The organism is Mesorhizobium sp. 2RAF45 (genome assembly GCF_052115225.1).
Classification (GTDB): Bacteria; Pseudomonadota; Alphaproteobacteria; order Rhizobiales; family Rhizobiaceae; genus Mesorhizobium; species Mesorhizobium jarvisii.
This window is the reverse complement of the sequence record NZ_JBFRGG010000002.1, coordinates 624399-650307: the sequence shown is the minus strand read 5'-3', so window position 1 is coordinate 650307 and position 25909 is coordinate 624399. Positions and strand designations below refer to the sequence as shown.

The window sequence follows — 25909 nt, the reverse complement described above, 5'->3', positions numbered from 1 at the left end:
AACTGATTCCGGCATTGCGATGGCACTTTAGGCAAGCGGCCTGCCCAATCTTGTCAGGAGACTTTCTCGCTGGGGCTGCTCAATCCCATGAGCGGCGCCTGAACTCCGAATAGGCTTGGCCGCGTGACAGACCGATGTCCTTGAGCTGTTCGTCGGTCATTTCCAGCAAGGCAAGCCGGCTTCGGCGCTTCTCCATCTGGCGGGCGAGCCATCTCGCCGCCGCGATGCATTGGGCGTGCAAGGCGTGCAGGGTGGTTACGGTGTGGACTGGCGGCACCTGGGCCTGGCCAGCCAGGCGTTGTGCCGCTGCGTGATCGGTGCGCATGGCTCATTCCTCGCTCACGCCGGCCGCCGAGGCGCCGGCCTCGTTCAGCGCCGTCGCGCATTCCTCGCAGCAGACCTCGACGGTCTTGCCGCCGACCTTGACGCGGATCGGGTTGGCATCCAGCTGGCAATCGCAAGCGGCGCAGGTTTTCTCGGTCATGATCTCATCTCCATGGCGTTCAATTCGACGCATTGAGATGAGCATTTCGGGGTGGGGGCGGGCTGTCATAATCTTTAGCGGTTTGCCCGCCGCGAGGGGCGGCTGGCCGATTATCCTGACAACGGTGTGTCAGCTATGCCGGCCTTCGAAGGAACCGCGGTGCCGGTCAGGCCGTCGGATCGTCCGAGCCAGGAATGAAAGCGTCGAATGCAGCGAGGAATTGTTCGCGGTAGAGGTCGACCTCCTGCAGGATCTCGTGCTTGGAGCCGTCGATCATCAGCAGCGAGCCGAGCCTCAGGCTTCTGGCGTAGGCCTCGACCGCCCGGGTCGAGACGACCTGGTCGGCGCCAGCGGCGATGATCAGCAGAGGCACCTGTATCCGCGCCATGAAGTCGGGGTCGCTCACCGCTTCCGACGCCTTTGCCGCTGCCTGCAGCCAGCGGATCGTCGGACCGCCAAGCGCCATTCGCGGATACTCTTCGTAGATGCGCGTGTTGCGGCGATAGCGGCGCGGATCCGACGTTACCTTATTGGCCTCGAAAGGCAGCGTGTGTCTGGGCCGCGGACCCCAGGCGGCATAGAGTCGGCCAAGGCCCAGAATGCAGAGGACCGAACAGACACGGCGGACCGTCCGGATCGAGACCGGCAGGTCGGGCAGGGTCAGGAACGGCGCGATCAGCACCATGCGCCGCACGCGATTGACCATGGACGGCGCGGCAAGAAGCGCGATCACGGCGCCGGCTGAATGGGCGAGGATGTAATACGGCCCGCGGCAATCGGGCAGCACGATCTCCTCGAAGAACTGCTCCAGGTCGGCCGTGTAGTCGCGGAAGGACCTGACATAGCCGCGCTGGCGATCACGGATCAGCCGGTCGGAATCGCCCTGGCCGCGCCAATCGAGCGTGGCGACGCCAAAGCCGCGGGCGGCAAGGTCGCGGATGGTTTCGAAATATTTCTCGATGCACTCGTTGCGGCCAGACAGCAGCACCACCGTGCCCCGCATCGGGCGCGCCACCGCCGCGAACAGGCCATAGCGGATCTTCTTGCGGTCGCGGGTGACGAAAAAGCCTCCGGTGGCGTTTTCTGGCCGCGGATTGTCCTCGGATTCGTGGAAAAGCGGCGTGTCTTGGAGAAGGTCCGTCATGCGGCGCTTTGTGCTCGGCGTCTTCAGGTGCCAGCCTGTCGCGGCTGGCCTCGTCAAGGTGATAGACGCCAATGCATCAAAAGCAAAGCAAATCCGGCTTGTGCCGGGATCGTAACGGGGAAGGCCGGAAGCCGCTCGAAGGCGTGCTTCCGGCCCCTGTCGATCCGGGAGGAAGGGACGTTAACACCCGGTTCGGCCTCGTTGCGGCACCTTTGTAAAACCCGGCGCCGCCAATCCTTGATCTTGGTGCCACTTTAGCGGCGGCTGTCTGAACGGGCGCCGAAGCGCCGGTTCATCTGCCGTTCATCAAGGGGCAACCCATCCAGTTTTTGCCGCCGGGCGAAATCTTGAAATGCATTGGGGCGCTCCCCAAATGTGGAATGCGGTCGCCAATGTCGGGGCCGCTGGTCCTGCCGAAACGCCGCTTACGGGTTTCGCACCGGCCATACGCAAACCATGTTGCTCAACAGGAGAACACCTCATGCGTCACGTTGATTTTTCCCCGCTTTACCGTTCGACCGTCGGCTTCGACCGTCTCTTCACCATGCTGGATTCGCTTGCGCAGCCCGATGGCGCGCAGACCTATCCGCCCTACAATATCGAGCGCACCGGTGAGGATTCCTACCGGATTTCCATGGCGGTTGCCGGCTTCTCGGACGAGGAAATCTCGATCGAAGCTCACCGCAACGTGCTGACCGTGAAGGGTGAGCGCAAGGACGAGGGCAACGGTGAAGGCTCCGAGCTGCTCTATCGCGGCATTGCCTCCAGGGCCTTCGAGCGCCGCTTCCAGCTTGCCGACCACGTTGAAGTCGTCGGCGCCACGCTGAAGAACGGCCTGCTCTTCGTCGACCTCAAGCGCAACATTCCCGAGGAACTGAAGCCGCGCAAGATCGCGATCACCTCGGCCCCGGCCAAGGCCAAGCAGATCGAGGCCAAGACCGCTGCGTAATGTAGCTTAGGAATAGAACCGTCTCCTCCCGAGACGAAAGCGGCGCCGAGAGGCGCCGCTTTTTTGTTGATCGGCAGATGGATTGTTATCCGGCGATCAACTTGCCAAAGCGGTCGACTTCCTCGGCTGACGTCGCGAAGCTGGTGACGAAACGATAGAGCAGCTCGTCCTCGCCGATATGGCCGTCAAAGCCGTGCGGCTTGTGCCAGTCGTAGAAGGCGGCGCCGGCAGCCTGCAGCCTCTCGGCCTCGGTCTTCTTGATCACGGCGAACACCTCGTTGGCCTGCGGCAGCCAGGCCAGCTTCGCGTGGGCCGAATCCTCGATCGCCGCCGCGAGGCGGGCGGCCATGGCGTTGGCGTGGCGCGCTGTGTCGAGCCACAGACCGTCCTTGAAATAGGCTTCGAACTGAGCGGCGACGAAGCGCGACTTCGAAAACAGCTGGGCGGCGCGCTTGCGCAGGAAGGCCAATTCCTTGGCGCGGTCGAGGTCGAACAGCACGATCGCTTCGGCGCACCAGCAGCCATTCTTGGTGCCGCCGAAGGACAGGATGTCGACACCGCGCTTCCAGGTCATTTCGGCCGGCGTCGTGTCGAGCGCGACCAGCGCATTGGCAAAGCGGGCGCCATCCATGTGCAGCGGCACGGAATGCCGTTTTGCGATGGCCGAAATCGTCTCGATCTCATTCAGGCCGTAGATAGTGCCGACCTCGGTCGACTGGGTGATCGAAACCGCCATTGGCCGTCCCCAGTGGACGATTTCGGGCGCGAAGCGGCCAATGGTCCGCTCCAGATTGTGCGCGTCGATCTTGCCCAGTGCGCCGTCGACGGCGTGCAAGCGCGCGCCGCCGGAAAAATACTCCGGCGCGCCGCATTCGTCTTCGATGACATGCGATTCGCGGTGGGCAAAGGAAATGCCGCCGGGTTTGTTGAAGGTGGTCAACGACAGCGCGTTGGCGGCGGTGCCGGTCGCTACGAAGAACACCGCGACCTCGCGTTCGAAAATCTCATTGAACCTGATGTAGACCGCCTGGTCGAGCGCGCCGTCGCCATAGGCGGTGGCAAAGCCGCCGGCCGCGGCCGACAGGCCGGCAACGATATTGGGATGGGCGCCTGCCCAATTGTCGGAAGCGAAGAACATGCATCTGCCTATGTCTTTGGGGGAGATTGGGGTTTTGGGGAAATCGGCGCGGAGTTGACCGGTTTCGCTAGCCGATCGCAAGGGGCCAGATGCCCGAAAACCGTTAAAGCCAGCCAAGCCGACAGGGCAGGGATCGGCGACTGAAGCTTACGTTTTTCCTCAACGTCACGTAATTTTATGTCGCGGAACGCTCAAGTTTTTTGTGAATCGGTCTTGTGTGCGTCGGGGAATTCTGCCATAAAAATTTAGGACAGTAGTGCTGTCTTATTTTGTCGCACAAAACAGGCTGGATTGGCGTAACATATTGGCCTCTCCGGCTGTTGCTGCGAGCGACAGGTGGACGGCCAGACTCTGGCCTGTACGATACCAGACGCGAACCATGCGGAAAGCCGCCTGGTTCGGCAAGGATTTCGCAAGACGTGCCGCAAGGATCAGGGTGAGCCAAGCGCTTGCCGAGGCAAACCAGCGCCTGAAGGGCTGGAACGGAGGACAGGACAATGACGGACATGACGCTCTCTGCGACGAACGGCCAGGCCGCGCAGACGAAAGCGGCTGCCGTCAAAAATACGCCGCGAACCGACATTGGCCGAACTGATATTGGCCGAACCGGGTTTGCCCCTCGGGGCCTCTACGATCCGCGCAACGAACATGATGCCTGCGGCGTCGGTTTCATCGTCAACATGAAGGGCGTGAAGTCGCATCAGATCGTCAAGGACGGCCTTGCCGTGCTCGAAAACCTGACGCATCGCGGCGCCGTCGGCGCCGACCCGCTGGTCGGCGACGGCGCCGGCGTGCTGGTGCAGCTTCCGGACCAGTTCTTCCGTGAGGAGATGGCGGCCCAGGGCATCGAATTGCCGCCGGCGGGCCAATATGGCGTCGGACACTGGTTCATGCCGCAGGACGCAGCACTTCGCGCCCATATCGAGGACATCATCGCCGAATCGGCGCAGTCCGAAGGGCTGCCGCTCATCGGCTTCCGCGACGTGCCCGTCGACAATTCGTCGCTGTCGAAGGCACCCGACATCGTCGCGTCCGAGCCGTTCCATCGCCAGGTCTTCATCGGCCGCACATCAGATATTCCCGATGACGAGGAATACGAGGCCCGGCTCTATCTGCTGCGCAAGGTCATCTCGGGCCGTATCTATGCCGAGAACGACAACAAGGACATCGGCGCCTATTGCGTGTCGCTGTCGGCGCGCACCATCGTCTACAAGGGCATGTTCCTGGCCTATCAGGTCGGCGCCTATTACAGGGATCTCAAGGACCCGCGCTTCGAGACTGCGCTGATTCTCGTCCACCAGCGTTTCTCGACCAACACCTTCCCGTCATGGAAGCTGGCGCATCCCTACCGCATGGTCGCGCACAATGGCGAGATCAACACGGTGCGCGGCAACAACAACTGGATGGCGGCGCGCCAGGCCTCGGTCGATTCCGAGCTGTTCGGCAACAACATCTCGAAGCTGTGGCCGATCTCCTATGACGGCCAGTCCGACACGGCGTGCTTCGACAATGCGCTCGAATTCCTGTTCCAGGGCGGGTACAGCCTCAGCCACGCCATGATGATGCTGATCCCGGAAGCCTGGGCCGGCAACAAGCTCATGGATGCCGACCGCAAGGCTTTCTACGAATACCATGCCGCCCTGATGGAGCCGTGGGACGGGCCGGCCGCGGTCGCCTTCACCGATGGCCGCCAGATCGGCGCTACGCTCGACCGCAACGGCCTGCGCCCCGCACGCTACATCGTCACCGACGATGACCGCGTCATCATGGCTTCCGAAGCCGGCGTGCTGCCGGTGCCGGAGGAGAAGATCGTGCAGAAGTGGCGGCTGCAGCCCGGCCGCATGCTTCTGATCGACCTTGCCAAGGGCCGCATCGTGCCCGATGAGGAGATCAAGTCGGAGATCGCCACCAGGCATCCCTACAAGACCTGGCTCGCCAACACGCAGCTCATCCTGGAAGATCTGAAGCCGGTCGAGCCGCGCGCGCTGCGCAAGGATGTCAGCCTGCTCGATCGCCAGCAGGCGTTCGGCTACACCCAGGAAGACACCAAGTTGTTGATGTCGCCGATGGCGACCACCGGCCAGGAAGCCGTTGGTTCGATGGGCACCGACACGCCGATCTCGGCGATGTCGGACAAGTCGAAGCTGCTCTACACCTATTTCAAGCAGAACTTCGCCCAGGTCACCAACCCGCCGATCGACCCGATCCGCGAGGAGCTGGTGATGAGCCTGGTGTCCTTCATCGGGCCGCGGCCGAACATCTTCGACCTGGTCGGCAATTCGCGCCGCAAGCGGCTCGAAGTGCGCCAGCCGATCCTGACCAATGGCGATCTGGAGAAGATCCGCTCCATCGGGCATACCGAGGACCGTTTCGACACCAAGACCATCGACATCACCTATGGCTCGAACGAGGGCGCTGCCGGCATGCAGGGCGCTATCGACCGCCTGTGCGAACGCGCCGAGGCGGCAGTCGCCGGCGGTTACAACATCATCATCCTGTCCGACCGCCAGCTCGGCCCGGACCGCATCGCCATCCCGGCGCTGCTGGCGACGGCTGCGGTGCACCATCACCTGATCCGCAAGGGGCTGCGCACCTCCGTCGGCCTGGTCGTGGAATCCGGCGAGCCGCGCGAAGTGCATCATTTCTGCTGCCTTGCCGGCTATGGCGCCGAAGCGATCAACCCCTATCTCGCCTTCGACACGCTCACCGACATGCACACGCGCGGTGAGCTGCCGGAAGAGGTCGACGCCTACGAGGTCGTGTCGCGCTACATCAAGTCGATCGGCAAGGGCATCCTCAAGGTGATGTCCAAGATGGGCATCTCGACCTATCAGTCCTATTGCGGCGCGCAGATCTTCGACGCCATCGGGCTGAAGACCGATTTCGTCGAGAAGTATTTCACCGGCACGGCGACGCTGATCGAAGGCGTTGGGCTGGACGAGGTCGCGGGCGAAACCGTCAGCCGCCACACGGACGGTTTCGGCAATGATCCGGTGCTGCGCAACAGCCTCGAAGTCGGCGGCGAATATCTCTTCCGCATGCGCGGCGAGGCGCATATGTGGTCGCCCGACGCGGTCGCCACCTTGCAGCACGCCGTGCGCCAGGGCTCGTGGGAAACCTTCAAGGAGTATTCGGCGCAGATCGACAGCGAGACTGCCCGCGCGCAGACCATACGTGGCCTGTTCAAGATCAGGCTGGCGGAGGAGACCGGCCGCAAGAAGGTCGCGCTCGACGACGTCATGCCGGCGGCCGAGATCGTCAAGCGCTTCTCGACCGGGGCGATGTCGTTCGGCTCGATCTCCAGGGAAGCGCACACCACGCTGGCGCGCGCCATGAACCAGATCGGCGGCAAGTCGAACACCGGCGAGGGCGGCGAAGAGGCCGACCGCTATTTGCCGCTGCCCGGCGGCGGCAAGAACCCGGAGCGCTCGGCGATCAAGCAGGTCGCCTCGGGGCGGTTCGGCGTGACGGCCGAATATCTTGTCAATTCCGATGTCATGCAGATCAAGGTGGCGCAGGGCGCCAAGCCCGGCGAGGGAGGCCAGCTGCCCGGCCACAAGGTCGATGCGACCATCGCCAAGGTCCGGCATTCGACGCCGGGCGTCGGCCTGATCTCGCCGCCGCCGCATCACGACATCTATTCGATCGAGGATCTGGCGCAGCTGATCTATGATCTGAAGAACGTCAACCCGGCGGCCGACGTGTCGGTCAAGCTGGTGTCGGAAGTCGGTGTCGGCACGGTCGCGGCCGGCGTCGCCAAGGCGCGCGCCGACCACATCACCATTTCGGGCTATGATGGCGGCACCGGTGCCTCGCCGCTGACCTCGCTCAAGCATGCCGGCAGCCCTTGGGAAATGGGCCTGGCCGAGACCCACCAGACGCTGGTGCTGAACGGCTTGCGTTCGCGCGTTGCGCTGCAGGTCGACGGCGGCTTGCGCACCGGGCGTGACGTCATCATCGGCGCGCTGCTCGGCGCCGACGAGTTCGGCTTCTCGACCGCGCCGCTGATCGCGGCTGGCTGCATCATGATGCGCAAGTGCCACTTGAACACCTGTCCGGTTGGCGTCGCCACCCAGGACCCGGTGCTGCGCAAGCGCTTCAAGGGCACGCCCGAGCATGTCATCAACTTCTTCTTCTACGTGGCGGAAGAGGTGAGGGCGCTGCTGGCCGAGATGGGCTACACCCATATCGACCAGATTATCGGCGACAGCGATCTTCTGGAAAAGCGCGACGTGGTCCAGCACTGGAAGGCGCGCGGCCTCGACTTCTCGAAGATGTTCTACAAGCCCGATGCGCCGCACGAAGCGGTGCACTGGACCGAGCGGCAGAAGCACCCGATCGACGACGTGCTCGACCGCAAGCTGATTGAACTGGCCAAGCCCGCACTGGAGGCCAAGCAGCCGGTCAAGATCGAGGTGGACATCCGCAATGTCGACCGTTCGACCGGCGCGATGCTATCGGGTGAAGTCGCCAAGCGCTTCAAGCACAAGGGCCTGCGCGAAGACACGATCCAGGTGAAGCTGACCGGTACCGCCGGCCAGTCCTTCGGCGCCTTCCTGGCGCGCGGGGTCTCGTTCGAGCTTGTCGGCGCCGGCAATGACTATGTCGGCAAGGGCTTGTCGGGCGGGCGCATTGTCATCCGGCCGCCGGAAGAGGCGAGGATCGTGGCGGCCGACTCCATCATCGTCGGCAACACGGTGCTCTACGGCGCCACCGAGGGCGAAGCCTATTTCGCCGGTGTCGCCGGCGAACGCTTCGCGGTGCGCAATTCGGGCGTCGCGGCCGTCGTCGAAGGCGTCGGCGACCATGGCTGCGAATACATGACCGGCGGTGTCGTCGTCGTCATCGGCAAGACCGGCCGCAACTTCGCCGCCGGCATGTCGGGCGGCGTCGCCTACGTGCTGGACGAGGCCGGCGATTTCGCCGAGCGCTGCAACATGGCCATGGTCGAACTGGAGCCGGTGCCGGAAGAAGACGACCTGATGGAAAGGCTGCTGCATCATGGCGGCGATCTCGACCACAAGGGCCGCGTCGACGTGTCGGGCGACATGACCAGCCATGACGAGGAACGCCTCTACCAGCTGATCTCGAACCATGTGCACTATACGGGTTCGGTGCGCGGCCGCGAAATCCTCGACGACTGGACGACGTTCCGGCCGAAATTCCGCAAGATCATGCCGGTCGAATACCGCCGCGCGCTGATCGAGATGGAACGCATGCGCATGGGCGTCGCGGCCGAATAGATTTTAAGAGAATTGCCGGGGAGCCCAGGCTTCCCGGCCCCTTTCATCGACAGTTTGACCTCGGGCGCAAGGTTGCCATGGCTGCCTCAAGAGGTTAACGGGTGCGGCGAAAACCGCACCATCTGGACAGCAGGAACTGGACTATGGGCAAGGTAACAGGCTTTCTCGAAATCGACCGGCAGGTGCACAAGTACCAGCCGGCCTCCGACCGCATCCGGCACTTCCGCGAGTTCACGCTGCCGATGTCGGATAAGGAGGTCGAGAAACAGGCCGCGCGCTGCATGGACTGCGGCATTCCGTTCTGTCACGGGCCGACCGGTTGCCCGATCCACAACCAGATCCCGGACTGGAACGACCTCGTCTACAACAGGGACTGGGACAACGCGATCCGCAACCTGCACTCGACCAACAATTTCCCTGAGTTCACCGGCCGCATCTGTCCCGCCCCTTGCGAGGAAGCCTGCACGCTGAACCTCGAGGACATTCCGGTCGCCATCAAGACGGTGGAACAGGCGATCGCCGACAAGGCTTACGAGACCGGCCACATCAGGCCCTATCCGCCGGAGAAGAAGACCGGCAAGCGGGTCGCCATCATCGGCTCCGGCCCGGCCGGCATGGCAGCCGCACAGCAGCTCGGCCGCGCCGGCCATGACGTCCATGTCTATGAGCGCGAGAGCCGCCCGGGCGGGCTGATGCGTTACGGCATTCCCGACTTCAAGATCGAGAAGCACTATATCGACCGGCGCATCGAGCAGATGCAGGGCGAGGGCGTGACCTTCCATTGCGGCGTCAATGTCGGTGTCGACAAGCCCGTCGCCGAACTGCTCGCCGAACATGACGCGGTGCTCTATTGCGGCGGCTCGGAAACGCCGCGTGCGGCCAACATTCCGGGCGACGATCTCGGCGGCGTGCATGACGCCATGCCCTATCTGGTGCAGCAGAACCGCCGCGTCGGTGGCGAGCCGATCCAGTCCGTGGCATGGCCGTCGCACCCGATCATCGCCGGCGGGCAGCATGTCGTCGTCGTAGGCGGCGGTGATACCGCCTCCGACTGCGTCGGCACCGCCTTCCGCCAGGGCGCGGTGCGCGTCACCCAGCTCGACATCCGCCCGCAGCCGCCCGAGAAGGAAGACAAGCTCGCGGTGTGGCCCTACTGGGCGACCAAGATGCGCACCTCGTCCTCGCAGGCCGAGGGTGCGGAACGCGAATTCCAGGTGGCAACGCTCGAATTCATCGGCGAGGACGGCCAGCTGACCGGCGTCAAATGCTGTGAGGTCGACGAGAAGCGCAAGCCGATCGCCGGCACCGAATTCGTCATCCGCGCCGATCTCGCCTTCATCGCGATCGGCTTTGCCGGACCGGCGATGGTGGGCGTGGCGAAGGAACTCGAGGGTGAGATGAAAATCGTCACAGACAGCCGCCGCTCGCGGAATGTCGAGGCCAATGACCGCGACTACAGGACCAGCGTCGACCGGCTCTATGCGGCGGGCGACGTGCGCCGTGGCCAGTCGCTGGTCGTCTGGGCGATCCGCGAAGGCCGCCAGGCGGCGCGCTCGATCGACGAGGCGTTGATGGGGGCGAGCGTCCTGCCGCGCTGAGACCGCTTGATCTCGGAAGCTCCGAGTGATTAAGGGGTGATCGCCGTCGTCGTGTCGGTCGCCGCGGCTGTCGCCGGCGGCTCGGCTTTCGGCGGCCATGAGAAATCGTCGGCGCGGCCGGGCGCGGCCTCCGGCGCCTTGCCTTCGATCACCAGCCGCTCCCCGGGAAGAGCCGGATTGGCGTTTGCCGGCGGGGCGGCGCCGAGCAACTCGGTGCCGCCGTCGAGCGCCGGGTCGCTGAGCAGCATGGGTGCGGTGCGGTCGATGACAATGGGTGCCGCGGCCGGCGCCGGTGCCTCGACGGGCGCGCCCGCAGGTGCTGTCGCCGGGGCCACGCTGCCGGGTGTGGCCAGGCCTAGGATCTTCATCAGCGGCTTTTCGGTGTAGAAGGCGAGCTTGCGCTTGCCGGCCTTGGAGACGTTGATGCCGTCATCGGCGCGCAGCCGCACCGGCTGGCCGTTCATGTCGGGGCCGTTGGTGACGAAGGCGCCGTTCTCATCGACGAAGCCGTCCCAGACATCGACGAATTCGCCGCCATGGTTTTCGGCGGCCTGATGGTAGATGTCGTTGAAGGCCAGCATGTCGGAGGTCATCTTCGGCACCCGGAAGGCCGGCATGCCGACCCACAGGAAGGGCACCTTGGCGGTGGCGATGGCCTTGCCCAGTTCGTCGGTGCGGCGCTCATATTCCTTGGTCCAGTTCTCGGACCGGGGCTGCTCGCGCACGTCCCCCACCTTCATCTGCTGGCGGTCGTTGGAGCCCAGCATGACGACCACGGCGGTCGGTTTCTCGGTCTCGATCAGCGATTTGATCTGTTCGGGCCAGTTGTAGAAATCATCGCGCACGAAGCCGGATGAACCATTGGAGCGCGCGACGATCCTAACGGCTGGGTTGTCGGCAAAGGCTATGTCCAGGCCTTCGGCGAGGCCCGACGCCATGAAGTCGCCGACGACCAGGACGATGCGGGCGTCTGGCGCCTTTTCCGCTATCGGTGTTTGTGGCTCGACCGGCGCACGCGGAACCCTTGGTTTACGCGGCTTTGGTTTTGCCTTCTGGATGTCGAGCGGCGGCTCGACCCGCTCGCTGCGGCGCGGAAAGAGAAGGTCGCGCAACGACCATCCGCGATCTTGCTGCGGCTGCTCCTGCGCCATGGCCGGTACATGGAAGGCGCCGGCGGCGCCGATCGCCAGCAGGACGATCGCCAGAAAAAGGATCGGCGTGCGACGAGCAAGGATCGCGATACGCGCGGCCGAAACCAATCACTCCTCCATCCCCTTGCGCCTGATTCCGCAAACCGGAGCCGGTTTTGCGGCCGGGCGCAAGTTCAAATTGCCATGGCGCCTGATATGCGCGCCCAAAATGCGCGCGGCGCTGTGGCCGGCTCTATTTTTGCCTGAGCCATTTGAGCACTTCCATGCTCGGGTAGCCGTCCTGGGTCAAGCCGACCTTTGCCTGATAGGCCATGATGGCGGTCTTTGAGCCGTCACCGATCTTGCCGTCGAACTTCCCGTCGTAAAGCCCGTGCTGCGAAAGCCGCTTCTGCAGCTCCTGCCGTTCCTCGAAGGTGAGCTTGGTGAAGGGCCGCTTCCAGTCCTGGACAAGGCCGTTGCCACCGGCGATTTCGTCGGCAAGAAGGCCAACGGCCAGGGCATATTTGTCGGCATTGTTGTAGGCCTTGATGACCGAGAAATTCCGGATCATCAGGAAAGCCGGCCCGCCACGGCCGTCCGGCACTTTCAGCGTCGCCTTGTCGGTGAGGTTCTTGAACGGCTTGCCGCTGGCCCTGACGACGCCAAGCGCCTGCCATTGCGCCAGCGTCTTCGATCCGCCCGGCAGCTTGCCGGCCGGTATCGTGACTTCGTAGCCCCAGGTCTTGCCGGCCTGCCAGCCATTCTTCTTCAACAGATTGGCTGATGTCGCCAGCGCATCGGGGATGGAATTCCAGATGTCGCGCTTGCCGTTGCCATCCATGTCGACGGCATAGTGCTGGTAGCTGGTGGGGATGAACTGGGTCTGGCCCATGGCGCCGGCCCAGGAGCCCATCAGATGGCTTTCATCGATGTCGCCGGTCTGCAGAATTTTCAGGGCCGCGACCAGCTGGGTGCGGGCATATTTCGACCGCTTCGGGTCGCCATAACCCAAAGTCGCCAGCGACCGGATGACGTTGCGCATGATGTCGTCGCGCTTGAGGATCTCGCCATAGTTCGATTCCATCGACCAGATGGCCAGCAGAATGTAGCGATCGACGCCGAACCGCGCCTCGATCCTGTCCAGCCACGGCTTCCACTTCTTCGCCATCTGCTGCCCGACGGCGACAGACTGGTCGTGGACGCGATTATCGAAATAATCCCAGGCGGGCGCGGTGAATTCAGGCTGGGTGCGCGCCTTCTCCAGCACCACCGGATCGGGCTCTTTGATGTCCCTGAAAGCCTGGTCGTAGACAGCGCCGGAAACGCCACCGGCGACGGCAGTGGCGCGGAAGCTGGCGACCCATTGCCGGAAACCGGCATCGGCGAAAGCGGGTCCGGCAGGCATCAGCAGAGCGAGCGAGAGGCTGGCGGCCGTCATGACGCTGGTGAAACGTTTTGCGGCATTGCGAACGGACATGTTTTCCTCCTTCTCTGTCTCAGGAAAGACCATTCATCGCCGAACCGGGTTAGGAATTAGTTTACCATAGGTGCCGCTTGGAACGAAAAGACACCTCGATGCTTTAACCGGTGGAAGTTTCCCTCACCCGCCCCACTAATCTTCAATTCCGGCGTGAAAATGTCGCGGGACAGGGATTGCGGAGCCGGCCAGCAAACGGATAATTGAAAGCATGAAGAGAGTTCGCAAGGCAGTTTTCCCGGTCGCCGGTCTCGGCACGCGGTTCCTCCCGGCCACCAAGGCCGTTCCCAAGGAAATGCTGACCGTCGTCGACCGGCCGGTCATCCAGTATGTGGTGGACGAGGCGCGCGAGGCGGGCATCGAGCATTTCATTTTCGTGACCGGCCGCAACAAGGCGGTCATCGAGGACCATTTCGATATCCAGTTCGAGCTCTATGACACGCTGGCCCAGCGCGGCAAGGACGAGCAGCTTGCCCGCCTGCAGCGCCTGCAGCCGGCGCCGGGGCAGACCAGTTTCACCCGCCAGCAGGTGCCGATGGGCCTCGGCCATGCCGTCTGGTGCGCGCGCGAACTGGTCGGCGACGAGCCGTTCGCGCTGTTGTTGCCCGACATGATCATGCAGTCGGAAAAGAGCTGCATGAAGTCGATGGTCGAGCTTTACGAGGAAACCGGCAACAACATCATTGCCGTGCAGGAATGCGACCCGGCGGAGGCCCACAAATACGGCATTGTCGGCCGTGGCGAGGATACGCATCACGGCTTCCGCATCACCGAGATGGTGGAGAAGCCGAAGACCGGCACGGCGCCCTCCAACCTCTACATCAACGGCCGCTACATCCTGCAGCCCGAGATCTTCAAGATCCTCGAAGGCCAGGAAAAGGGCGCCGGCAACGAAATCCAGCTCACCGACGCGATGCTGAAGCTGGAGAAGCAGCAGGCTTTCTACGGCTACCACTATCAGGGCCGCACCTTCGACTGCGGTTCCCCGGAAGGTTTCGTCGAGGCCAATGTCGCCTTCGCGCTGTGGCGCAGCGACATGAAGGAGAACATGGCCGGCGTCATACGCACGCTTCTCGACGAGATGACGCCATCGGAGCGGCGAGTCGCGGTATCTTAGCTGGATGGGTAATGCCAGCGCGAGCGGCTGACCGCCCCTCCTGCGCACGCGTGTTTCAGCGCTGCACTTTCAGGCCGAGGTAGATGCTGTTGGCAGTGTAGTCGCGGCCGGGCAGGTTGCTGGTCAGCTTTTCGGTTCTCACCCGGCTGGTGAGGCCTGCATAGCGGTTCAGCCACCAGGTCAGCCCGGTCTCTGCGCTCAAGATCCTGTCATGGCCGTCGATGCCGACATAGTCGCGCCAGTCGAGGCCCAGGGCCGCATTCGCTGTAAGGTTGGCGCGGATCTGCCGTTCGGCCGTCAAGCGGCCGGAATAGAGGATATCGCCGCTTTCACCCGCCGTGGTGGTGGTCTCGACAGTGGTCTTGCCGGTCAGGCCGATCGTCGTTCCGCGCTCCGGCGACCATTTGAGATCGGCGTTGACGGTGGCGCCGGAAATTGCCTCCAGGCTCTTGTCGTCGATCGCTTCCCGCAGCCAGCCGGCCGAGAACTCGCCGGAGAGCTTCTCACCCATGTCGAGTTGCAGGCCGGCGCGAGCGCCAAGGCGGGTCGAGGAACGCTCGAAGCCTTCATTGTCGATGCGCTGATCGTAGGCCCGGCGGCCGACCTCGATTTCGGTGAACGGGGTGAGGGCTGGAGAGATTTCGTAGCCGGTGCGCAAGGTTGCCGTGTAGAGCGTGTTGTCCTGATCCTTCTGCGACAGCGTGGTGCCGTCCGAAAGCTCGGCGTCGCCGTAGAAGTCGTGCGAGACCGCGCCGGTCAACGTGTATTGCATCTTGCCGACCGCTTTTTCGACGCCAAGGCTGCCGTCGATCGTCTGCCGCAGCGGCTGGGTACTGACGCCGGCAATGGCGTTGGGCGAGGACGCCGTTTCCGGCACGGCTTCGTAGCCGAGCTTGGCGATGGCGCGCAGCTCGTTGTCGAGGTCGACATTGAGCTGGCCTTCGATGCGGCCCTGCGCATCGTGAACCCGGTAACCCGACACCGTCTCGCGGAACAGGCCATAGCCGTCGATGGTGGCGGAGTTTTCGCGCCAGTCGGAGACGGCGGTAAAGCGCAACGCTGTCTCAGACAGCAGCGCCGAGGTGCCGGCACTGCTCGAATCGCCGTTTGTGGTGGCGGTCAACCCCTGTTCGATCGATGGCCGGATGACGAAGGAACCCCATTTGACGCCGGTGGGCGCGAAGGGGTCGTCCTCGGCTTTCTTGTTCTGGCCCTCGATGGCGGCGGTACGCTCGGCGCCGGGGTCGAGTTTTTGCCTATCGGCGCTGTCGACGGTGAGAGCACGGCGGTTAGCCGCTTCCTGGTCTGTCGTGGCGCTGTCGGTATCGTCGGTCGCGGCTTGAGTGGTGTCCGTGGTCGCGGTCGCCGCCTTCTTCTTCTTCGACTTGTCGGCCGTCTTGGTGCCCGTTTTGGTCTTGTCCTGATCCGCCGCGTTCTGGCCGGCGCTTGACGGACGGCGGCGAGGCTTGGGCGGCGTCGGATTGTCGGTGGCCGTGTCGTCGGTCGCCTGCGGCGGATCGAAAATGCTGCCGGTGGCGGCATCCGTGCCCGTGTCGTCGGGGACAGCGCCGGCGCTGGCCGGCAAATAGGTGCGCGGCGGCGCATCGTCCTGCGCGGTGTTGGCCGACTGTTGCTGGCCCTGGGTGGCAAGGGCGAGCTGCCTTGCCTTGCGCTGCTGGTCGGACAGGATCGCCGATTCGGAAACCTCGCCGCGCAGCTCCGTTTCCTGGGCGTGGAGAGGTGCCGGGCGCAGCAAAGCGAGCACACTGGTTGCCAGCAGCAAGGCGCAGACCGCCTTGCCCTGTCGTCCTCTTGATTTTTCTGGCTGGGCCCCGGACATCGCCACCACTGCTTGCGCGGCGCTGTGCGCGCCATACTTACCGAACCGTAAATGGGGATGGTTAACGGAGGGTTGAGGCGGCGATCGTTCGCCCGGTTAAAGTGCCGCTGTTTGCGGGTCCTGTGACCTGTCCGAAGCCTCCGCCGCCTGGCGCCAGCGCCATTTCTGTTGGACAGGCGGGCGGCAACGCGCTAATCGCATCATCCATGCATGGCAGACCCCTCGATAAGAAGCCCCTGGACAGGCAAGCGTCGATCGATTCGGCACTGAGAACGGTGGCGACCGAGCAGGCCGGCATCGCCGCCCTTGCCGAGGCGCTCGAGAACGGACTGGCCGCGCCTTTCGCGCAGGCCGTCGACATGATTTCGAAGATCGAAGGCCGGCTGATCGTCACCGGCGTCGGCAAAAGCGGCCATATCGGCTCGAAGATCGCGGCGACGCTGGCTTCGACCGGCACGCCGGCCTTCTTCGTCCATCCCGTCGAGGCCAATCATGGCGATCTCGGCATGATCGCCAGGGATGACGCCATCATCGCCATCTCATGGTCGGGCGAGAGCAAGGAGATGCTCGGCATCGTCGCCTATTCCAGGCGTTTTTCCATCCCGCTCATCGCCGTCACATCGGGCGAGACATCGGCGCTGGCGCGCGCGGCCGACGTGGTGCTGCTTTTGCCGCGCACCCCCGAGGCCTGCCCGCACGGGTTGGCGCCGACGACGTCGACGCTGCTGCAGCTGGTCATCGGCGATGCGCTGGCGATCGCTCTGCTCGAGGCGCGTGGCTTCACACCGGACCATTTCCGCACCTTCCATCCCGGCGGCCAGCTCGGCGCCAATTTGACCATGGTCTCCGAGATCATGCGGGTCGGCGACCAGATGCCGCTGGCCGTGCTCGGCACCAAGATGCCGGAAGCGGTGATGACGCTGTCGCAGAAGAAGGTCGGCTGCGTCCTGATCGTCGACGCCAATGGCGAACTGGCCGGGATCATCACCGACGGCGATGTCGCGCGCAATTTGCACCGCAATCTGGCCGACGTCATCGTCGACGAGGTGATGACCCGCACGCCCAAGACGGTCGATCCGCAGACGCTTGCCGGCACGGCGATCGCGCTGCTCAACGAGCACAATATCGGCGCGCTGGTGGTGACCAGGAACAACATGCCGCTGGGCGTGGTGCATTTCCACGACCTGCTGCGCATCGGCGCCGCTTAAGGTGCGCTGATATTCAGGGCCTGACTGAATCTCAACACATCTTGCGCGGCGGCGCCCGGTCTGAAAATTCAGACGCGTTCCACTGTAAGCTCCAGGTCTGTATCCGCGGCACCCGTCACCCGTACCTGTGTACCGGCCGGCAGGTCAGGCCCGGAGACTCGCCACAGCGTGTCGCCGAGCTTGATGCGGCCGCGGCCGTCCTTGATCGGCTCGGCAAGCGTCGCCATGCGGCCGACCATCTGGGCGCCGCGCCGGTTGAGCAGCGGCTGGTCGGTTGGCTGGTCGCGCCCGCCCATGAGTTTCTTGCCGACGAAGGCTGAGACCAGCGACAGCGCCAGGAAGGCAAGGACCTGGACCTGCCAGCTCCAGATCGCCGCATCCCAGATCAGCAGCGACACCGCGCCGATGATGAGCGCGGCGATGCCGATCCATAGCATGAAGAAGCCAGGCGCGATGACCTCTACGACCAGCAGCACGAAGCCCAGGACCATCCAGTTCCACGGGCCGAGTTCGGAAATGATGCGATCGAACATAAGAGTGACCTCCTACGAACTCAGTTGTCGCTCGGGCGCACGACCGGGGGGCGGGCGGCTTGGCGCTGTGCGCCGGTCGTGCCCTCGCTGCGGAAGACTTCCTTGGCGATCTCGCCGATGCCGCCGAGCGAGCCGATCAGCGACGACGCCTCGAAAGGCATCAGCACGATCTTGCTGTTGGTGGCGGTGCCGATCTTGCCCAGCGCCTCGGTGTATTTCTGCGCGACGAAGTAGTTCAGCGCCTGCACGTCGCCCTTGGAAATCGCTTCCGAAACCACCTGGGTGGCGCGGGCTTCGGCTTCGGCCGAGCGTTCGCGCGCCTCGGCGTCGCGGAACGCGGCTTCCTTGCGGCCTTCGGCCTCGAGGATCTGCGACTGCTTGAGGCCTTCGGCGGCCAGGATCTGCGCACGCTTGTTACGCTCGGCGGTCATCTGGCGGCCCATCGATTCGATGAGGTTGGCCGGCGGGTTGATGTCCTTGATCTCGACGCGGGTGATCTTGATGCCCCACGGATGCGCCGCCTCGTCGACGACGCGCAGCAGGCGCTCGTTGATGGCGTCGCGGTTGGACAACAGCTCGTCGAGGTCCATCGAGCCCATGACGGTACGGATGTTGGTCATCGTCAGGTTGAGGATGGCGTTCTGCAGGCCGGCAACCTGGTAGGCGGCCTGTGCAGCATTGAGAATCTGGTAGAAGGCGATCCCGTCGACACCGACGATGGCGTTGTCGCGGGTGATGATTTCCTGGCTCGGCACGTCGAGCACCTGCTCCATCATGTTCATCTTGGCGCCAATGCGGTCGACGAACGGCGTGATGATGTTGAGGCCGGGGCTCAGTGTCCTGGTGTAACGGCCAAAACGTTCGACCGTATAGTTGTAGCCTTGGGGAACTGTCTTGATGCCTTTGAACAGCACCAGCACGACAAGCGCGACAAGAACAACGACCGCAATATCGAAACCACTGAAATCCATTTGGCTCTCCCTCAGAAGCGGGCCGCGAGAGCCATTCCCGCGCAGCCGACTTCGCCAAAGACTTAAGTGTGTTTCAGGAGCGTTACAATCAGGTGATGAAGGATTGTTTGTGGGTCTGCACTCACCGGTTGAAGGCAAACAGCTCCGCATCCATGTCGGCGAGTCCCTTGATCGAAGCCGAAACAATTTCGGAAGCGATGCGCGAGAAGGTGATGCCGTTGCCGCCGTAACCCATGACGGCATGGATGCGCGGATGGCGGGGGACGGCGCCGATATAGGGCAGGCCGGTGCTGGTTGTGCCGAAGGAGCCGGTCCAGGCGAATTCAGGCCTGACGTCGAGGTGCGGGAACAACTGGCCCAGCTTGTCGGCAATTCGGGCACTCTTGTCGGCGATCAGTTCGTCGCGCCGCGTCTCGTCGACAAAGTCCTCGTCCTCGCCGCCGCATATGACCCTGCCGTCGGCCGTCGAGCGCATATAGAGATATGGGTCCGACGCTTCCCAGATAAACGCCGGACCCGGCCAGAGTTTTCGCGGTTGCGGGCGCGTCGCGATCGCCCAGGTCGAGATGATCCGGTGGGCCGCCGCAGGCACGATGTCGACCAGTTCGTAGCCGGTGGCCAGAACGACATGCCGTGCCGTGATGCTGGGACCGTCTTTCGTGGCCACGATCACCTCGTCGGCACTGTCTTCGATCACCGTCGCCTCGACGGGAGCGAGGAAGCGGGCCTTGCGCTCCAGCGCCTTGAGCAGCAAGCCGGCCGTCAGCTTGCGCGGGTCGAGCGCGATGTTGCCGTGGCTGAGGATGGCGCCGCCGCGGTTGATGCCGAATGTGTCCGTCAGCGGCTGCGGCGTCAGATAGGTTGCGGCAATGCCCGCCTGCCGCCGCGCTTCGGCTTCCTCGCGCAGCTCCGACGGGCCGAGCACCGTGCCGGCCAGATAGAGCGACTGGGTGCGGCGCCGGCGACAATCGATTGCGAGATCCTCGATACGGCCAGCGAGGTTGGAAACGGCGAGGCGCGAGCGGCGCCAGGCCTGCTGTGCCTTGGCCTTGCCGATCATCTTCGAGAGCGTTGAAAGCGGCTGATCGATTTCAAACTGGACCAGTGCCGTGGTCGCAGCGGTCGAGCCTTTCAGCGGCCCGCGCCGGTCGATGCAGATCACCTGATGCCCGTCCGCCGTCAGCGCCTCGGCCATCATGGCGCCGCTGATGCCCATACCGATAATCAGGACATCGGCCTTGACGTCGCGGGTCAGCGCCGACGCCGGCACGGCAGGCGCCCGATAGGCGGACCAGACGGGCCGGCCAGTTCTGAGGTCGAGTTTGCGGGGCATCGAATTCTCCGAAGGTGCGCCTCAACGCCCCGCAGTGGCCCTTGTTCCGGTTAGAGCGGCGAGCCGCTCTAACTCTCTGGTTGACGAAATTCCCAAGGGAAAGCGCTATGCGCTTTTCCCGCAAAACCGTTTCACATTTTTCCTGGAATTTCTCCTAGACCCAGCCGGACAGTTCGCGCCGCACCATCGCCTCGATCACCGCCATGCCCTCGGCACTGTCATTGAGGCAAGGGATATGGGCGAAGTTCTTGCCGCCGGCGTGATGAAAAGTCTCGGCTGCCTCGCGGCCGATCTCGTCCAGCGTCTCGATGCAGTCGACGGAAAAGCCGGGATTGACGATGGCGATGGATTTGACGCCGTCCTTGCCCAGTTTCTCCACCGTCTTGTCAGTGTAGGGCTGCAGCCATTCCTGGGCGCCGAAGCGGGACTGGAAAGTGGTTATCAGCTTCTTTTCGTCCCAGCCGAGCCTGTCGCGCAACAGCCGGGTCGTCTTGAGGCAGTGGCAATGATAGGGGTCGCCCTTTTCGAAATAGGGTCTTGGGATGCCGTGATATGAGGCGAGGACCACTTCCGGCTCGAAATCCAGCGTCGCGAGATTCTGCTCGATCGAACGCGCCAGCGCCTCGATATAGACCGGCTCGTCATAGTAAGGCGGCACACTGCGGATGGCGGGGGCCGCGCGCATCTTCATCAAGGCGCGAAACAGCTGATCATTGGCGGTGGCCGTCGTCGTCGCGGAGTATTGCGGGTAGAGCGGGAACGAAAGAATGCGGTCGCAACCCTGTGCGACCAGCCTTTCGGCGACACTCGCGGTCGAAGGATTGCCGTAGCGCATCGCCCAGTCGACGACGACATTGGGCAGGTCACGCAACGCCTCGGCCAGCTTTTCGCCCTGGGCGCGGGTGTAAGTGCGCAGCGGCGACTCGTTCCTTTCCTGGTTCCATATCCGGGCGTAGTTGGCGCCGGACTTCTTCGGCCGGGTGGTGAGCACCAGGCCATAGAGGATCGGATACCAGATCGCCCTGTTGAGTTCGATGACGCGCGGATCGGACAGGAATTCCCTGAGATAACGCCACATCGGGTTGAAGTCGGTGCCGTCAGGCGTGCCGAGATTGATCAGCATGACACCGACCTTGCCGGTCTTGACCGGCGGATGCCCGGCCGGCAGTGGGCCAAGGGCCTTCGCGGCTTTGGGATCGACAGCGATTGTGAGCGTCATAGGGGTTCTCCAGGAGGCGCGAACCTAATCATCCTGCGCGGGCTTTCAATGTCGCGTCTGGCCGCACCTTAACGCGTGTCCAGCTGAAAACAGAACACCCGCCCGGTTTCCCAGGCGGGTGTTGAATGGCAAGAGGCGAAGTGGCGTTACTTCGCCGGGATGGTCAGCGTCGCGCCGGGCATCAGCCGGTGCGGCCTTTGACCCTTGTTGGCCTCGTAGATGAGTTTCCACTTGGTGGCGTCGCCATAGGCCTTCTTGGCCAGATCCCAATAGGTGTCGCCGGTAACGATGACATGGCTGCCTGTTGCCGGTGCGGCTTCAGCGGGCTTTGCCGGTTCTGCCGGCTTGGCGGGTTCCGCCGGCGCCGGTGCTGCCGGTGCAGGGGTGGCCTCGGCAGGCTTTGCCGGCTCGGCTGGTGCGGGTGCTGGAGCCGCGGGAGCCGGCGCGGCCGGTGGCGCAGGTGCATTCTCCGTCGATATGGCAGGCGGCGTGTTGGCGATATTGCCCGAATTGGCGGGCAGTTCGGGCATTGCCGGTGCCGCTTCGGCGGGCTTTGCGGCCTCGGCGGGCTTGGCAGGTTCTGCTGGCGCGGGGGCAGGCTTTGCCGGCTCTGCAGGCTTGGCCGGTTCCGCTGCCGGGGCCGCCGCGACGGTCGCGGCGATCTCGGTGATGCGGCCGTCGAGCTTGGGCGTGTAGGGCCGGTGGGCGCCGAGATAGTCGGCCACGACCTGTTCGAGACCGGGGCCGTAGTCGTAAGCATTCTTGGCCTTTTCGGCGAAGACCTTGTAGCCGTCGCCGCCCTGGCGCACGTAATTGTTGGTGGCGACGAGATAGTCCTTGTCGGGCTTGATCGGCGTCCAGGCGCCGTTCTCCATGACCTCGACGGATTTGACGCGGCCGGCATTGGGCGCGACCGATTTGTCGAAGGCGTATTTGAGGCCAGCCACCTGTGGGAAGCGGCCGGCGCCGTCCTCGATCTGGCTGAGGCCGCTTTCGAGGCCGACGACCAGGTCCTTGCCCGAAATCTGGAAGGTCGCTAGCGTGTTCTGGAACGGCAGCACGGTCAGCACCTCACCCATGGTGACGGTGCCCTTGTCTATCGAGGCGCGCAGGCCGCCGCCATTGGAGATGACGATCTCGACGCCCTGTCCCTTGACGCGGTCGAGGATGGCGTCGGAGACAAGGTTGCCCATCGCGCATTCCTTGGCGCGGCAATTCTCGCGGCTGCCGTCGATGACGTCGGTGGTCTCTGCCACTTCCTTGTTCTTCAAAGCCTCGATCGGCGCGCCGAGTTCCTTGATACGGGCGAGCACGGCGGGATCGGGCGTGATCGACTTGTCGAGAAAGATCGGGTCGCCGCTCGCCGACTTGACGACGCCACTGTCGTCGAACACCACCTTGAACTCGCCGAGATATTTCGAATAGGAGGCCGCCTGCACCACCGGCACCTTGTAGCCGCCGGGGTTGTCGACCATCGTCGGGTAGGGGCCCGCCGCCTTCGGATCGGTGTTCGACAAGAGCGTATGGCTGTGGCCGCCGACAACCACGTCGATGCCCGGGATCTTGGCGATGATGTCGCGTTCCCTGTTGTAGCCGATATGGGTCACGGCGATGATCTTGTTGACGCCTTGCGCCTTCAGCTTCTGGACCTCGGCGGTAATCGATTTGACGTCGTCCGCGATTGCGATGTTGGGACCGGGCGAGGCGAGTTCGGGCGTGTCGTTGGTGACGGCGCCGACAATGCCGATCTTCTGCCCACCGACCTCCACGACGATCGACGGCTTGATCTTGCCGGCCGCGCCGGACTTGTCGTTGGGCACGACATTGGCACTGACGATCGGGAATTTTGCCTTGTCGAGGTAAGGCACCAGCGCGCTCTCGCCATCGTCGAATTCATGGTTGCCGAGGGTCACCGCGTCGGGTTTCATCTGATTGAGGAATTCCTCCTCCACGGTGCCCTTGTAGGTGGTGTAAAACAGCGATCCTTGGAAGCTGTCACCCGCATTGAGCAGCAGCACGTTCTGGCCTTCGAGCTTCTTGCGCTCCTGGGCGATCGCCGTGATCAACCGGCCGGCGCCGCCGATGCATTCGCCCTTGGTCTCCTCGTCGGCCGAACAGGTAGACTCATATTTGTTGTTGCCTTCGATGCGGCTGTGCCAGTCATTGAAATGCAGGATATTCAATGTGTAGTCGGCAAAGGATGCGCCGGCCGACAGGCCAAGCGTCGATGCGGACAGGGCGGCAATGGCGGCAAGCTTTTTCATCTTCGTCTCCCGGTGGGCTGATCGGAGGCGTTTAACGCCCTTGCTTGACTGGGGTATAACAGCCAGCGTTTTGACCATGTTCCCATCGCGTTCCGGCCGACGCAAGCGGAAATGCCGCCACTTTTTGCAGGCGCAAAAAAGGGCGGCGGCCAATCGGCCGCCGTCCCCAATGTGTCCTGTGTTTGCCGGTTCAGGCGCGTCGCGTCAGCACGAAGTTCTGGCCGGACGAACTGGTGCAGTTCAACTGGCTGGTGGAGATCAGCAGGCAGTTGAAGCTGACTGGCGTCTGGCGGATCAGCGACGTCCCGTTGATCTCGACCGAAGTGGCGCCGGTCATCGTGTAGCTGCCATCAGCCAGCTTCTGGCCGGTGTCGGTGGCGACGGTCGTGAACTTGCCGCCGGTGAAGGTCGACAGGCCGGTGCCCTTGGCATCGATCCACGAGCCCTCGACGCCTTTCGGCGCGGCCGCCATCGGCGGTGCGTCGGGACCGCTTGTGGTACAGGCGGCAAGCATCATGGCAAAGGAACCCGCCACGCCGATCGAAAGAACTTTGCGCGCAATAGTCATCTGAAATCCTCTCCAAACGCATCGGCCCAAAAATCGGTTTCGATTTTGGCAGGCACGATGCGAACGTCCAAAGTGCTGGAACGGGCGTGCGTCCCGCAAGACGCGCGCTGCCCCAGGCCGCATCTCTTCAATCGCCCGATTTCCGGGCGATTGCAAGGCAATGGCGCATGGTGCGCAGGGTGCTATCGGACGAGGATGTTGCGGAATTGCCACGGATCGCTGCGGTCGAGGTCCTCCGGGAAGAGGCCCGGGCGTCGGTCGAGCGGCGTCCAGTCGGTGTAATGGCCTTCGACCGGTCCGAGATAGGGCGACTGGACTTCCAGGCAGCGCTTGTAGTCCATCTCGTCGGCTTCGACGATGCCGGCATCGGGATTTTCCAGTGCCCAGACCATGCCGGCCAGAACCGCCGAGGTGACCTGAAGGCCGGTGGCGTTCTGATAGGGCGCCAGCTTGCGCGCCTCGGCCAGCGACAGGTGCGAGCCATACCAGTAGGCGTTCTTGTCGTGGCCGTAGAGCAGGACACCGAGTTCGTCGACGCCGTCGACCAGTTCGTTCTCGTCGAGCACATGGTGCACCGGCTGAGGCTTGCCGGCGGCGCCGAACATCTCGTCCAGCGACAGGATCGCGTCATTGCAGGGATGGTAGGCGTAGTGGCAGGTCGGCCGGTACTGGACCTTGCCCTTCTTTGAGCGAACGGTGAAGAAATCGGCGATCGAGATCGACTCGTTGTGCGTCACCAGCAGGCCGTATTGCGCGCCCGGCGTCGGGCACCACGAGCGCACGCGCGTGTTGGCGCCGGGCTGCTCCAGGTAGATCGCGGCCTTGGAGCCGTGCTTATGCTTCTTGGCGTTCTTCGGCATCCATTTCTCATGCGTGCCCCAGCCGAGCTCGGCGGGCTGCAGGCCTTCGGAAATGAAGCCCTCGACCGACCAGGTGTTCCAGAACACATCCATCGGCTTCGGCTTCTTGGTGCGCTGGGTGTCGCGCTCGGCGATATGGATACCCTTGACGCCGGCCTTCTTCATCAGCTTGGCCCAGCCCTCGCGGTCTTCCTGCGCCGGCTCCGAGAACTCGAGGCCAAGATCGGTGGCGAGGTTGACCAGCGCCTGCTTGACGAACCACGAGACCATGCCGGGATTGGCACCGCAGGTGGAGACGGCGGTAGCACCACCGGGCTTGTCCTGCTTCTCCTGGATCATCGCCTCGCGCAGCGCATAGTTCGTGCGGCTGGCATTGTCGGCCTTGGCGTCGAAATAGAAGCCGAGCCACGGCTCGACGACGGTGTCGATGTAGAGCACGCCGAGCTTGCGGCAGAGCCGCATCAGGTCCACCGAGCCGGTATCGACCGACAAATTGACGCAAAAGCCCTGGCCGCCGCCATTGGTCAAAAGCGGCGTCAAAAGTTTCTTGTAGTTCTTCTCGGTCACCGCTTCCTGGACGAAAGCGATGCCGCGCTCGTCGAGCAGCTTGCGGTCGGTGTCGCGTGGGTCGAGTACCGTCATGCGCGACTTGTCGAACTTGAAATGGCGTTCGATGAGCGGCAGCGTCCCCCGTCCGATCGAGCCGAAGCCGATCATCACAACAGGGCCGGTGATCTCACCGTAAACGGGCCAGTTTTCATTCGCCATTTTATCGAGCACTCCTCAAAAAACACTCCGGAACAGCCGCTTGGCCGCGGCGCGACAAACCATAG

The 25909-nt window shown here is 63.7% G+C and carries 19 protein-coding genes; 5 read left to right on the top strand and 14 right to left on the bottom strand.

The window, feature by feature from the left end:
* Positions 1-79: 79 nt before the first annotated feature.
* The 3 genes from AB4Z43_RS07985 to AB4Z43_RS07975 all read right to left on the bottom strand — a co-directional run bounded on the left by AB4Z43_RS07985 (position 80) and on the right by AB4Z43_RS07975 (position 1628).
* Complete coding sequence (locus tag AB4Z43_RS07985) at positions 80-325, bottom strand: DUF1127 domain-containing protein (RefSeq protein ID WP_019861063.1); 246 nt, start codon at positions 323-325, stop codon at positions 80-82.
* Positions 326-328: 3 nt separating this feature from the next.
* On the bottom strand, positions 329-484 hold the full coding sequence (locus AB4Z43_RS07980; protein WP_019861062.1) for a hypothetical protein: 156 nt from the start codon (positions 482-484) through the stop codon (positions 329-331).
* A gap of 166 nt (positions 485-650) precedes the next feature.
* Positions 651-1628 carry an alpha/beta fold hydrolase gene (locus tag AB4Z43_RS07975; protein WP_441936802.1) on the bottom strand — a complete coding sequence of 326 codons (978 nt, stop codon included), beginning with the start codon at positions 1626-1628 and terminating at the stop codon, positions 651-653.
* A 481-nt stretch (positions 1629-2109) separates the two neighbouring features.
* On the opposite strand from AB4Z43_RS07975, the gene AB4Z43_RS07970 reads away from it, so the two are divergent.
* Positions 2110-2577, top strand: coding sequence for an Hsp20 family protein (locus tag AB4Z43_RS07970; RefSeq protein ID WP_010911365.1), 468 nt, complete (start codon positions 2110-2112; stop codon positions 2575-2577).
* An 85-nt stretch (positions 2578-2662) separates the two neighbouring features.
* Here AB4Z43_RS07970 and AB4Z43_RS07965 read toward each other — a convergent pair whose 3' ends face one another.
* Positions 2663-3715, bottom strand: coding sequence for a threonine aldolase family protein (locus AB4Z43_RS07965; protein ID WP_019861060.1), 1053 nt, complete (start codon positions 3713-3715; stop codon positions 2663-2665).
* 497 nt (positions 3716-4212) lie between these two features.
* Between AB4Z43_RS07965 and gltB the strand changes: the two genes are divergently transcribed.
* Positions 4213-8958 (top strand): glutamate synthase large subunit, encoded by a 4746-nt coding sequence (gene gltB / locus AB4Z43_RS07960; protein WP_441936799.1) that lies wholly within the window; start codon positions 4213-4215, stop codon positions 8956-8958.
* 143 nt (positions 8959-9101) lie between these two features.
* Positions 9102-10556, top strand: a complete 1455-nt coding sequence (locus AB4Z43_RS07955; protein ID WP_019861058.1) for a glutamate synthase subunit beta — start codon at positions 9102-9104, stop codon at positions 10554-10556.
* A gap of 29 nt (positions 10557-10585) precedes the next feature.
* On the opposite strand, the gene AB4Z43_RS07950 is transcribed toward AB4Z43_RS07955, so the two are convergent.
* Together AB4Z43_RS07950 and AB4Z43_RS07945 are read right to left on the bottom strand one after the other, a co-directional pair.
* A complete protein-coding gene (locus tag AB4Z43_RS07950; protein ID WP_069093082.1) occupies positions 10586-11815 on the bottom strand; it encodes an SGNH/GDSL hydrolase family protein in 1230 nt (409 codons plus the stop codon).
* A 124-nt stretch (positions 11816-11939) separates the two neighbouring features.
* Positions 11940-13163 (bottom strand): lytic murein transglycosylase, encoded by a 1224-nt coding sequence (locus tag AB4Z43_RS07945; protein ID WP_064981670.1) that lies wholly within the window; start codon positions 13161-13163, stop codon positions 11940-11942.
* A 211-nt stretch (positions 13164-13374) separates the two neighbouring features.
* Between AB4Z43_RS07945 and galU the strand changes: the two genes are divergently transcribed.
* Positions 13375-14280 (top strand): UTP--glucose-1-phosphate uridylyltransferase GalU, encoded by a 906-nt coding sequence (galU, locus tag AB4Z43_RS07940; RefSeq protein ID WP_010911358.1) that lies wholly within the window; start codon positions 13375-13377, stop codon positions 14278-14280.
* 55 nt (positions 14281-14335) lie between these two features.
* Here the strand turns inward: galU and AB4Z43_RS07935 are convergent, their stop codons facing one another.
* Positions 14336-16120, bottom strand: a complete 1785-nt coding sequence (locus AB4Z43_RS07935; protein ID WP_441936796.1) for an outer membrane beta-barrel protein — start codon at positions 16118-16120, stop codon at positions 14336-14338.
* A gap of 206 nt (positions 16121-16326) precedes the next feature.
* On the opposite strand from AB4Z43_RS07935, the gene AB4Z43_RS07930 reads away from it, so the two are divergent.
* Positions 16327-17328: a KpsF/GutQ family sugar-phosphate isomerase gene (locus AB4Z43_RS07930; protein ID WP_038649433.1), complete on the top strand. Its 1002-nt coding sequence runs from the start codon at positions 16327-16329 to the stop codon at positions 17326-17328.
* A 68-nt stretch (positions 17329-17396) separates the two neighbouring features.
* Here the strand turns inward: AB4Z43_RS07930 and AB4Z43_RS07925 are convergent, their stop codons facing one another.
* The 7 genes from AB4Z43_RS07925 to AB4Z43_RS07895 form a co-directional block, all read right to left on the bottom strand.
* Positions 17397-17861: an NfeD family protein gene (locus AB4Z43_RS07925; protein WP_019861052.1), complete on the bottom strand. Its 465-nt coding sequence runs from the start codon at positions 17859-17861 to the stop codon at positions 17397-17399.
* A 20-nt stretch (positions 17862-17881) separates the two neighbouring features.
* On the bottom strand, positions 17882-18832 hold the full coding sequence (locus tag AB4Z43_RS07920) for an SPFH domain-containing protein (RefSeq protein ID WP_019861051.1): 951 nt from the start codon (positions 18830-18832) through the stop codon (positions 17882-17884).
* 121 nt (positions 18833-18953) lie between these two features.
* Positions 18954-20165, bottom strand: a complete 1212-nt coding sequence (locus tag AB4Z43_RS07915; RefSeq protein ID WP_441936793.1) for an NAD(P)/FAD-dependent oxidoreductase — start codon at positions 20163-20165, stop codon at positions 18954-18956.
* A 154-nt stretch (positions 20166-20319) separates the two neighbouring features.
* Positions 20320-21384, bottom strand: coding sequence for a ferrochelatase (gene hemH / locus AB4Z43_RS07910; protein ID WP_441936791.1), 1065 nt, complete (start codon positions 21382-21384; stop codon positions 20320-20322).
* Between the two features lie 146 nt (positions 21385-21530).
* Positions 21531-23648, bottom strand: a complete 2118-nt coding sequence (locus AB4Z43_RS07905) for a 5'-nucleotidase C-terminal domain-containing protein (RefSeq protein WP_441936789.1) — start codon at positions 23646-23648, stop codon at positions 21531-21533.
* A 190-nt stretch (positions 23649-23838) separates the two neighbouring features.
* Positions 23839-24216, bottom strand: a complete 378-nt coding sequence (locus AB4Z43_RS07900; protein ID WP_027047370.1) for a hypothetical protein — start codon at positions 24214-24216, stop codon at positions 23839-23841.
* A 182-nt stretch (positions 24217-24398) separates the two neighbouring features.
* Positions 24399-25844 (bottom strand): homospermidine synthase, encoded by a 1446-nt coding sequence (locus AB4Z43_RS07895; RefSeq protein ID WP_027047369.1) that lies wholly within the window; start codon positions 25842-25844, stop codon positions 24399-24401.
* Positions 25845-25909: the final 65 nt, after the last annotated feature.

Excerpts from the sequence above, each read along its gene's own strand:
- AB4Z43_RS07895 (WP_027047369.1), bottom strand. The coding sequence starts at position 25,844 with ATGGCGAATGAAAACTGGCCCGTTTACGGTGAGATCACCGGCCCTGTT.
- hemH (WP_441936791.1), bottom strand. The coding sequence starts at position 21,384 with ATGACGCTCACAATCGCTGTCGATCCCAAAGCCGCGAAGGCCCTTGGC.
- AB4Z43_RS07915 (WP_441936793.1), bottom strand. The coding sequence starts at position 20,165 with ATGCCCCGCAAACTCGACCTCAGAACTGGCCGGCCCGTCTGGTCCGCC.
- galU (WP_010911358.1), top strand. The coding sequence starts at position 13,375 with ATGAAGAGAGTTCGCAAGGCAGTTTTCCCGGTCGCCGGTCTCGGCACG.
- AB4Z43_RS07945 (WP_064981670.1), bottom strand. The coding sequence starts at position 13,163 with ATGTCCGTTCGCAATGCCGCAAAACGTTTCACCAGCGTCATGACGGCC.
- AB4Z43_RS07980 (WP_019861062.1), bottom strand. The coding sequence starts at position 484 with ATGACCGAGAAAACCTGCGCCGCTTGCGATTGCCAGCTGGATGCCAAC.
- gltB (WP_441936799.1), top strand. The coding sequence starts at position 4,213 with ATGACGGACATGACGCTCTCTGCGACGAACGGCCAGGCCGCGCAGACG.
- AB4Z43_RS07920 (WP_019861051.1), bottom strand. The coding sequence starts at position 18,832 with ATGGATTTCAGTGGTTTCGATATTGCGGTCGTTGTTCTTGTCGCGCTT.
- AB4Z43_RS07975 (WP_441936802.1), bottom strand. The coding sequence starts at position 1,628 with ATGACGGACCTTCTCCAAGACACGCCGCTTTTCCACGAATCCGAGGAC.
- AB4Z43_RS07935 (WP_441936796.1), bottom strand. The coding sequence starts at position 16,120 with ATGTCCGGGGCCCAGCCAGAAAAATCAAGAGGACGACAGGGCAAGGCG.
- AB4Z43_RS07970 (WP_010911365.1), top strand. The coding sequence starts at position 2,110 with ATGCGTCACGTTGATTTTTCCCCGCTTTACCGTTCGACCGTCGGCTTC.
- AB4Z43_RS07955 (WP_019861058.1), top strand. The coding sequence starts at position 9,102 with ATGGGCAAGGTAACAGGCTTTCTCGAAATCGACCGGCAGGTGCACAAG.
- AB4Z43_RS07905 (WP_441936789.1), bottom strand. The coding sequence starts at position 23,648 with ATGAAAAAGCTTGCCGCCATTGCCGCCCTGTCCGCATCGACGCTTGGC.
- AB4Z43_RS07930 (WP_038649433.1), top strand. The coding sequence starts at position 16,327 with ATGCATGGCAGACCCCTCGATAAGAAGCCCCTGGACAGGCAAGCGTCG.
- AB4Z43_RS07985 (WP_019861063.1), bottom strand. The coding sequence starts at position 325 with ATGCGCACCGATCACGCAGCGGCACAACGCCTGGCTGGCCAGGCCCAG.
- AB4Z43_RS07925 (WP_019861052.1), bottom strand. The coding sequence starts at position 17,861 with ATGTTCGATCGCATCATTTCCGAACTCGGCCCGTGGAACTGGATGGTC.
- AB4Z43_RS07900 (WP_027047370.1), bottom strand. The coding sequence starts at position 24,216 with ATGACTATTGCGCGCAAAGTTCTTTCGATCGGCGTGGCGGGTTCCTTT.
- AB4Z43_RS07965 (WP_019861060.1), bottom strand. The coding sequence starts at position 3,715 with ATGTTCTTCGCTTCCGACAATTGGGCAGGCGCCCATCCCAATATCGTT.